2 protein-coding genes are annotated in these 3,972 nt (G+C 58.8%); both read left to right on the top strand.

Features of this window, described 5'->3' with window-relative positions:
• The first annotated feature begins 815 nt into the window (after window positions 1–815).
• Complete coding sequence (locus RDW26_RS09070) at window positions 816–2,198, top strand: sodium-dependent transporter (RefSeq protein WP_307983348.1); 1,383 nt, start codon at window positions 816–818, stop codon at window positions 2,196–2,198.
• Between the two features lie 593 nt (window positions 2,199–2,791).
• Window positions 2,792–3,847: a branched-chain amino acid aminotransferase gene (locus RDW26_RS09065; RefSeq protein WP_307983347.1), complete on the top strand. Its 1,056-nt coding sequence runs from the start codon at window positions 2,792–2,794 to the stop codon at window positions 3,845–3,847.
• Window positions 3,848–3,972 lie beyond the last annotated feature (125 nt).

Raw genomic sequence — 3,972 nt, 5'->3', positions numbered from 1 at the left:
CTATGCGCGGAGGGCGGCGGCATCGCGCCGGGCCCGTGCGCCGCATGCGCCGAGAGAGGCCCGCAGGGGGATCGCCCCCTGCGGGCCTCTCTGCGTCTTAGGCCCCCGAACTGCACAAGACTCTGCGCTTTCGCGGCGCAAGCGCCCGGCATTGTCGAAGGGTCCTTGCCGCATCGCCCGGCAAGCCACCGAAGGGCTTCCTGCGCTCGCGAACCTGCTTGATGGCAGATGACCGCGAACCGCGGACGGCCGCGTATCGTGCCCCTGAAGGCCCGCAGGGGGGATGTTCCCCTCGCGGGCCTCTCCGCGTTCTGGGGCCGCCCCGCGGGTTCCGGGCGGCATGCGCGATATCCGCCGATCGCGGTGCCGGGGGCCCGCCCGGAGGGGCGTCCCTGCGGGGCCGTCCTCCGTTCGGGCGCTGCTCGCCTGCTCGGTCCTGCGCTGTATGCGCTCCGTGTAATCGGCCCTGGCGCTTCAGATGGGCATCTCTGAGCTATGGGCTGGTCGGAGGCCGGCTTTCTTCCGTTATGCGCCGCTTCCCGATTCGGATTTTTATTGGTCACTGAAAGCGCTTACGAGGACTATAATCTCAAAGTTATATACAGTTCATTGGCGCAATGCGGGTGTCGGGGATTGTACGAGTCGTTAATATCGGCATCGTGCGCTCGGCGCTTGCGGGGTCTCATGCGGACCTGCCGAAGACGGTAGGTGAATCTGCTTTGCGGCAAGCCTTCTTCAGCTTGAAACCGTAAACAGGTCCGGACCGTTTACGGCATGTTCGCAGGATTGCGCCATCGTAAAGATGGGAGATTGTCATGTCAGCTAATTCAGGGGGCGCACGTGCGTCCTGGTCGGGCAAGTGGGCGTTTATTTTGGCTGCTGCGGCTTCGGCTATCGGCTTGGGAAACCTGTGGCGTTTTCCGTATCTGGCTGCGAAGTATGGCGGCGGCGTTTTCCTTATCACCTATGTGGTGCTGGTCGTCACGTTTGGCTTTACGTTGATGATGCTTGAGGCGGCGCTTGGTCGCAAAACCGGGCAGAGTGCGCTTGGTGCTTTTAAATCCTTCGGGAAGAAATACGCCTTCATCGGCATCTTCACTTCGGCGATTCCGTTCATCATCGTGCCGTACTACTGCATCATCGGTGGTTGGGTGCTCAAGTATGCTGGCGCGTACCTTATGGATGGCTCTGCGGCCCTTGCTGATGGCGGTACGTATTTCACCAACTTCATTGGCGGTGGCGGGGAGAGCTTCATTTGGGCGATCGCCTTTCTGCTTATCGTGTTCGCAATTGTGACACTGGGTGTGAAGAACGGCATCGAGCGCGCAAATCGCATCCTCATGCCCGTGCTGCTGGTTATGACGGCCGGTATCTGCATTTATGAGCTTACGCTTCCCGGTGCTATTGATGGCGTGGCGTATTATCTGACTCCTGATTTCAGCAAGTTCAGCGTTGAACTGGTCATCGCTGCTCTTGGTCAGATGTTCTACAGCCTCTCTTTGGCCATGGGCATCATGATCACCTACGGTTCCTACATGCAGAAGTCTGACAATCTTGAGCAGTCCGTGCGCCGTATCGAGCTCTTCGATACTGGCTATGCCTTCCTGGCTGGTTTGATGATTGTGCCTGCTGCCTTCGTGGCTATGGGTTCTGCCGAGGCCGTTGCCTCGAAGTCCGGCCCGTCTCTGATGTTCGTGATCTTGCCGACCGTGTTCGACCAGATGGGCGGCATCGCCTCGATCATGGGCTTCCTGTTCTTCCTGTTGGTGGTGTTCGCGGCATTGACCAGCTCGATCTCGCTTACGGAAACCTGCGTGTCCATCGTTCAGGATTCTGCGCATATCACGCGGAAGAAGGCGCTTATTACTTCTATGGTGTTCATTTTCGTGATGGCTATGATTGTGAACATGGGTTATTGCCAACTGGCCTTCATCGAGCCGCTGGGGCCGGGCAGCACCATCCTGGACTTCCTGGACTTCATCTCCAACTCCGTGATGATGCCGCTTGCCGCGCTGATGGCATGCGTGTTCGTCGGCTGGATCATCAAGCCCAAGGCTATCATCGACGAGGTGAAATCCTCTGGCCCGTTCAAGGCCGAGAAGATGTTCACCGTCATGGTGAAGTTCATCGCGCCCGTGCTGCTGGTGGTTATCTTGGTTGCTTATGTTGCTGCGCAGTTCGGTTTGTTCAGCATGTAGCGGGCTGATCATATGGGTATCTAGCGCTGTGGCTTAGCTAGGGGATCATCAAGAGGTCGTCGACGTTCGTCGGCGGCCTTTTGTCTTTAAGGGCAGTCGCACTCGTCTAAGGTTATGCGCGGTTCGTCCAAGGGCTGGTGGCATGTATGGGGATGGGTGGTACTGCTTGCGCGCTAACCTCTCTGCAATGCATTCGCTGATTCTTGGATGAAAGGAAGGGGGTGGTTTTGCGGATGCCGGCGAGGAGCTGGGTTGTGGTGCCGTGGAGCAGCTTCTGCCGGCACCTCCAAGCGCGGTTTGCGCTGAGGGTTGTCGTATGGGCTGTCGGCGCAATGGTTCCTCGCCATGCCGCAGGCAGAGGGTGGCGTATTGTGCTGTTCGCTATGGTGGTAACGTGGCGGTGCCTCTCGGGTTCCCAAGATTTGACCTGCTCGCTGATTGTTTCGAACAGGTAAATTCCTACGTGGTTGCGTCCTTTCGGCCTGCCGTAGGGCCAGATGTTCCCCATTTTCCCTCTGTTTTGGGTGTAAGGTATTCGGCAAGCGTTATTTGCACGTTGGGCGCAAAGCGCCCTTTCACGAAGGAGCATCACGATGGTCGAGAAGAAGGATCTTGACTGGGGCAGCCTTGATTTCGGCTACCATCAGACCGACTACAGCTACGAAGCTCATTGGAAGGATGGCGAGTGGGACGAGGGCGGTCTGACCACCGATCATGACCTGCATCTTTCCGAGTGCGCCGGCATCTTCCATTATTGCCAGGAAGTGTTCGAGGGTCTGAAGGCCTATACCACCGATGAGGGCTCCATCGTTTGTTTCCGTCCGGACATGAACGCAAGCCGCATGTTCGATTCCGCTGAGCGTCTTGAGATGCCGGGCTTTCCGAAGGATCGCTTCGTCGAGGCCGTCAAGGAAGTTGTGAAGGCGAATGCCGCATGGGTGCCGCCGTTCGGTTCCGGCGCCACGCTGTACGTGCGTCCGTTCATGATCGGTTCCGGCGAGGTCATCGGCGTTGCTCCGGCTCCCGAGTACACGTTCCGTATCCTGGTCACGCCCGTCGGTCCGTACTTCAAGGGCGGCTTGAAGCCGATCAAGCTGCGCGTGTCCGAGTATGACCGCGCCGCACCGCACGGCACCGGCAATATCAAGGCCGGTTTGAACTACGCTATGTCGCTGCGCCCGACCATGGAAGCGCATCGCAACGGCTATGCTGAGAACATCTACCTAGATTCGCAAAGCCGCACCTACATCGAGGAGACCGGCGGTGCGAACGTGCTGTTCGTGAAGGAGGACGGCACGTTGGTGGTTCCGAAGTCCCACACCGATTCCATCCTGCCTTCCATCACCCGTCGCAGCCTGGTGCAGGTTGCCCAAGACCTGGGCATGACCGTCGACGAGCGCTACGTCACGTGGGAAGAGGTTGCCGGCGGCGAGTTCGTGGAGTGCGGCCTGTGCGGCACCGCGGCCGTCATCAGCCCGGTCGGCCAGATCGACAACAAGGTTAACGGTGCTGATCAGGAGGTCGTCTTCCCGGCTGGCTGCACCGAGATCGGCCCGGTTATGAAGCAGCTGCGCGAGACTCTCACCGGCATCCAGGATGGCAAGCTGGAAGACAAGCACGGCTGGGTTTGCAAGATCGACGTCGACTAGCCGTTTGCTACATAGCTTGATGCAGACGATAACGGGGAAAGCAGGAGGGCCTGCTTTCCCCGTTTTTGCGTTTAATGACTTCAGTCTGGCGCGCGCGTAGCCGCGCCAAGTAAACCGCCCGCTAT

The organism is uncultured Senegalimassilia sp. (assembly GCF_902464545.1).
Lineage (GTDB): Bacteria > Actinomycetota > Coriobacteriia > Coriobacteriales > Eggerthellaceae > Senegalimassilia.
The sequence above is the reverse complement of the archived record's forward strand: the minus strand, read 5'-3'. Positions and strand labels throughout refer to the sequence as shown.

What these genes read in the sequence shown, in the direction of transcription:
- RDW26_RS09070 (WP_307983348.1), top strand. Translation starts at nt 816, where the DNA reads ATGTCAGCTAATTCAGGGGGCGCACGTGCGTCCTGGTCGGGCAAGTGG.
- RDW26_RS09065 (WP_307983347.1), top strand. Translation starts at nt 2,792, where the DNA reads ATGGTCGAGAAGAAGGATCTTGACTGGGGCAGCCTTGATTTCGGCTAC.